5 protein-coding genes are annotated in these 5,103 nt (G+C 70.1%); 4 read left to right on the top strand and 1 reads right to left on the bottom strand.

Features of this window, described 5'->3' with window-relative positions:
- The 4 genes from AC27IQ_RS18670 to AC27IQ_RS18655 form a co-directional block, all read left to right on the top strand.
- On the top strand, nucleotides 1–356 hold a 356-nt coding region (locus AC27IQ_RS18670), incomplete at its 5' end, for an SMP-30/gluconolactonase/LRE family protein (protein ID WP_487090358.1).
- 302 nt (nucleotides 357–658) lie between these two features.
- Nucleotides 659–1,489: a M48 family metallopeptidase gene (locus AC27IQ_RS18665; RefSeq protein ID WP_487090357.1), complete on the top strand. Its 831-nt coding sequence runs from the start codon at nucleotides 659–661 to the stop codon at nucleotides 1,487–1,489.
- 207 nt (nucleotides 1,490–1,696) lie between these two features.
- Nucleotides 1,697–1,933, top strand: coding sequence for a DUF6139 family protein (locus tag AC27IQ_RS18660; RefSeq protein ID WP_272566159.1), 237 nt, complete (start codon nucleotides 1,697–1,699; stop codon nucleotides 1,931–1,933).
- A 133-nt stretch (nucleotides 1,934–2,066) separates the two neighbouring features.
- Nucleotides 2,067–4,187, top strand: coding sequence for an acetoacetate--CoA ligase (locus AC27IQ_RS18655; protein WP_487090356.1), 2,121 nt, complete (start codon nucleotides 2,067–2,069; stop codon nucleotides 4,185–4,187).
- 23 nt (nucleotides 4,188–4,210) lie between these two features.
- Here the strand turns inward: AC27IQ_RS18655 and rocF are convergent, their stop codons facing one another.
- Nucleotides 4,211–5,101 (bottom strand): arginase, encoded by an 891-nt coding sequence (gene rocF, locus AC27IQ_RS18650; protein ID WP_487090355.1) that lies wholly within the window; start codon nucleotides 5,099–5,101, stop codon nucleotides 4,211–4,213.
- Nucleotides 5,102–5,103: the final 2 nt, after the last annotated feature.

The following is a 5,103-nucleotide window of genomic DNA, read 5'->3' as shown; positions in this document are numbered from 1 at the left end:
CACCCCTCTGGGCCGCCGTGCCGGACACGGGCGCCATCCTGTCGCTGCAGCCCGAGACCGGCGCCGTGCGCCGCCTCGTCTCCGTGCCCAAGGGCTCGGGCCGGGTGAGCGGCCTGGCGCTGGATGCGGAGGGCGGGGTGTGGACGGCCCTGCGCGATGGCTGGAGTGTGGTGCGTTTCCTGCCCGACGGCAGCCTGGACCGCGTCGTCGCGCTGCCGGTGCCCTGTCCCACCGACGTGGAACTGGGTGGGGCCGACGGGCGGCGGCTGTTCATCACCACGGCGCGCCAGCCGGTGCCGCTGGATGTGCTGGCCAAGGCCCCACTGTCGGGCCGGCTCTTCGAGGTTGCGGTGTAGCGGAGCGCCGTTTTGTTCCCTGTTGATGGCGTCTTTATTGAAACAAAAGGTTGTGTACGGGGTGGTTCATCCTATGGCGCCACGGCGTTTCGTTACTTTGTAAAGCGGCGGAAGCGGTGGCCAGGCCGTGGATACAACTCGATGCATTCGCGGCGCCACACCGTATGGCATTTCAAACGCCCGTGAAACAATTTCCGCCTGCCCGGTCCACCCCGTGACCGCCAAGGGGCCGCAGAGCCTCCCGAGCACCGCATCCGTCGCCCCATTGGCGCTTGTTTCCAGACCTCAACGAAAGTGTTTCCATGAAGAAGTTCTCACTGAGCGCCGTCGCGCTCGCCCTGCTGCTGACCGGCTGTGCCACCACGGGCGATGGCAGCAAGAGCGGTTCCGGCACCTCGGCCATCTCCAGCGTGCTGGGCGCGGCCAGCGCCGGCGGTTCCAACTCCAGCAGCACCGAGAACAAGGCGGGCGCCGCGCTGGACGTGTTCAAGGCCGTGACCGTGTCCGACGAAGAACTCAAGACCGTCTCGCTGCAGTACCGCAACTACGAAGACCGCACCGAGAACGCCGCCCCGGCCAACAACAAGTACGCGCAGCGCCTGGCGCGCCTGACCAAGAAGCACGTGAACGAAGACGGCATGAAGCTGAACTTCAAGGTGTACCTGAGCAAGGACGTGAATGCCAACGCCACGGCCGACGGCTCCATCCGCGTGTACAGCGGCCTCATGGACATGATGAACGACCAGGAGCTGCTGGGCGTGATCGGCCACGAAATCGGCCACGTGAAGCTGCAGCACTCGCTGTCGGCCATGCGCACGGCCTACATGGCCTCCGCCGGCCGCAAGGCCGCGTCGGCCGCGGGCGGCGTGGGCCGCCTGGCCGATTCCGACCTGGGCGCCCTGGGCGAGAAGCTGGTCAACAGCCAGTTCTCGCAAAGCCAGGAAACCGCCGCCGACGACTACGGCCTGGCCTTCATGAAGAAGCACAAGTACAAGGTGCAGGCCATGGAGTCGGCCTTCCGCAAGATCGCCTCGCTGAGCGGCAAGAGCGGTGGCATGGATGCCATGCTGTCCACCCACCCGGACGCGGGCGGCCGTGCGGACCGCATGCGCGACCTGGCCTCGGCGAAGTAATCGGCCAGCCTGAGGCAGCCAGTCAAGGCGGCCAAACCAGAAAGGCGGCGGGCGAAGGCCCGGCCGCCTTTTTGGTTTTTGCAGGGCGTGGGGGTGGGGCGCCTTCCGGTGCCACCCTCCCGCGAGAGGTGTTTTCCTACGCCCCGCCAGAACCCCGCTCGATAGAGTGGACAGCCTTTGCGTCTCATTTCCGAAAAGGACTCCCACATGCGCGTAGACATCTATCGCCGAGCCGAAGCCGATGGCAAGTTCTCCCACCTCGCCGTGCCCGAAGGGCGCCCCATCCCGCAGGAGGCGATCAACGTGGACTGGGACACCGAAGCCCGCGGCCAGGAGATGGACGAGAACGCCGACCACTGGGACGACTACGGCATCGCGCAGCCGGCCGCGCAGATCGAGGAAAAGGGCTACGCCATCACCAGCGTGCACGAGCTGACCGACTGACCCGGGGCCGGCGGGCAGGGCCCCGCTGCCGCTCCCTTCGCAAAGCCGCCCGCCGCACCCGGCCGGCGGCTTTGTCCATTCGGGGACGCCCGCCCGGTGACAGCGGCGGTGGCGCACGCTACGCTGCGGCGCCATGGAGACAAAAAACACCCCCCCGTTCGTTCCCCAGATCCGCCTGTACCAGGACTGGCTGCAGGCCCGCCACGGACTGGCCTTCGCGGACTACGACGCGCTCTGGCGCTGGTCCGTCACCGACCTCGATGCGTTCTGGCAGAGCATCTGGGACTACTTCGACCTGCAGTCGCCCACGCCGCACACGGCCGTGCTGGCACGCAATGCCATGCCGGGGGCCGTGTGGTTTCCCGGGGCGCAGGTCAACTACGCGCGCCAGGTGCTGCGCCATGTGGACCCGGCGCACGCCGCGGGCCTGCCGGCCGTGGTGAGCCGCAACGAGCGCGGCCTGCACCGCGAGCTGTCCTGGCCCGAGCTGCGCCGCCAGGTCGCCTCGCTCGCGCTGCACCTGCGCCGCCAGGGCGTGCGGCGCGGCGACCGCGTGGCGGCCTACCTGCCCAACATCCCCGAGGCCATGGTGGCCCTGCTGGCCACGGCCAGCCTGGGCGCGGTGTGGAGCGTGTGCGCGCCCGACATGGGCACGGCCGCCGTGCTGGACCGCTTCCGCCAGATCGCGCCCAAGGTGCTGATCGCGGTGGACGGCGTGACCTACGGCGGGCGCGACCACGACCGCAGCGGCGTGCTGGCCGAGCTGCGCGCGGCGCTGCCCTCGGTCACCCACATGGTGGTGGTGCAGCACCTGCATGCTCCTGAAACGATAGCAGATGCGGCAGATTTTTCTATGGCATGCGGCCAAAACGATGCCGAAGTGGCTGCGTTCGAGCCCGAGTGGCTGCCGTTCGACCACCCGCTGTGGATCGTCTACTCCAGCGGCACCACCGGCCTGCCCAAGCCCATCGTGCACGGCCACGGCGGCATGGTGCTGGTGGCGCTGCAGCTCAAGGGGCTGCACAACGACATCGGCTGCAGCTACGAGCCCAATTCGTTCGGCGAGCGCTACCACTGGTATAGCTCGACCGGCTGGGTGATGTGGAACGCGCAGGTGAGCGGCCTGCTGGCGGGCACAACGTGCGTGATCTACGACGGCAACCCGGGCGGCAGCCGCGAGCGGCCCGACTGGGGCACGCTCTGGCGCTTCGCCGCCGAGACGGGCGTGACGTTCTTCGGCGCGGGCGCGGCCTTCTACGCCAACTGCATGAAGTCGGGCCTGCCGCTCACGGACTGCGGTGACCTCTCTCGCGTGCGGGCACTGGGCACCACCGGCTCGCCGCTCGCGCCCGAGGTGCAGGCCTGGGGCACGGCGCAGTTCCGCGCCCTGGGCGTGGCGGGGCATGCGGACGGCGACATCTGGTGGAACAACATCTCCGGCGGCACCGATTTTTGCGGCGCCTTCATCGGCGGGCACCGCGAGCTGCCCCAGGTGCCCGGCGAGATGCAGTGCCGCATGCTGGGCGCGGCGGTCGAGGCCTGGAACGCCGAGGGCCAGCCGGTGATCGACGATGTGGGCGAACTGGTGTGCACGCAGCCCATCCCGTCCATGCCGCTGTACCTGTGGGGCGATGGCGAGCCGGGCCCTGCCGGGCGGGGCGGCGACCCGCACGGCAAGCGCTACCTGGCGAGCTACTTCGACATGTACCCGCCGGGCCACGGCCGGCGGCCGGGCGGGGGCGACGGGCCCGTGGACATGGGCCCGGTCTGGCGCCACGGCGACTGGATCCGGATCGGCCGCCACGGCGGCTGCGTGATCTACGGGCGCAGCGATGCCACCATCAACCGCCACGGCCTGCGCATGGGCACGAGCGAGATCTATCGCGCCGTCGAGGCCCTGCCGGAGGTGCTGGACAGCCTGGTGGTCGATCTGGAGTCGCTGGGCCGCGACAGCTACATGCCGCTCTTCGTCGCGCTGCGGGGCGGCGTGGTGCTGGACGACGCCCTGCGCGGGCGCATCGCCGCGGCCATCCGCACCGCGCTGTCGCCGCGCTTCGTGCCGGACGAGATCGTGCAGGTGGCCGAGGTGCCGCGCACGCTGAGCGGCAAGAAGCAGGAGCTGCCCATCAAGAAGCTGCTGCTGGGCCAGCCGCTGGACAAAGTGGTCAACCAGGACGCCATGGCCAACCCGGGCTGCCTGCCCTGGTACGTGGCGTTCGCGCAGCAGCGCGCGGCCACCGCTGCGGCGCATTAGCGCTTCAGTGCGTCAGCGCACCGTCACGCGGCCGTGGGGCGGGCGCGCACCAGCGTGCTCTTGCCGAACAGGCTCTGCACCAGGTCCACCACCAGCTCGGCCGTCTGGTTGCGGATGTCGAGCGCGGGGTTCAGCTCCACGATGTCCAGCGAGGCCAGGCGGCCCGTGTCCGCGATCATCTCCATGCACAGCTGCGCCTCGCGATAGTTGGGGCCGCCGCGCACGGTGGTGCCGGTGCCGGGGGCGATCTCGGGGTCGAGGAAGTCCACGTCGAAGCTCAGGTGCAGGTGCACATCGTCGCCGGCCTCGCCCTCCAGCCCGTCGAGCGCACGGCGCATGACCTCGCGCATGCCCAGCTCGTCGATGGAGCGCATGTCGTACACCTCGATGCCCAGCTCGCGGATCAGGCGCTTTTCCTCGTCGTCCACGCTGCGCAGGCCGATCTGGCACAGCTGCGCGCCCTGCAGCGCGGGCACGGCGCCGCCCAGGGCCGACAGCGATTCGGGGCCGAAGCCGTACAGGCTCGCCACGGGAATGCCGTGCACGTTGCCGCTGGGCGAGATGGCGGGCGTGTTGCAGTCCGCGTGGGCATCGAGCCAGAGCACGCGCAGGCGCTTGCCCGTCTGGCGGCAGTGCCGCGCGACCGCGCTGATCGAGCCCACCGCCAGGTGGTGGTCGCCCCCGAGCAGGATGGGCATGCGGCCGGCGGCGAACTGCGCGGACACGGCGTCGTGCACCGCGCGGTTCCATGCCACGCATTCCGCCAGGTTGCGCAGCCCGTGGTCGCCCCGCGCGCTTTGCGGGTTGGGTGGGCCGAAGAGGTTGCCGGCATCTTCCACGTCCACGCCGAACCGCGCGAGGGCCGGGCCCAGCTGGGCGACGCGCAGGGCGTCGGGCCCCATGGCCGCGCCCAGGC

Source organism: Acidovorax sp. KPB24-07, from assembly GCF_057543315.1.
The sequence above is the reverse complement of the archived record's forward strand: the minus strand, read 5'-3'. Positions and strand labels throughout refer to the sequence as shown.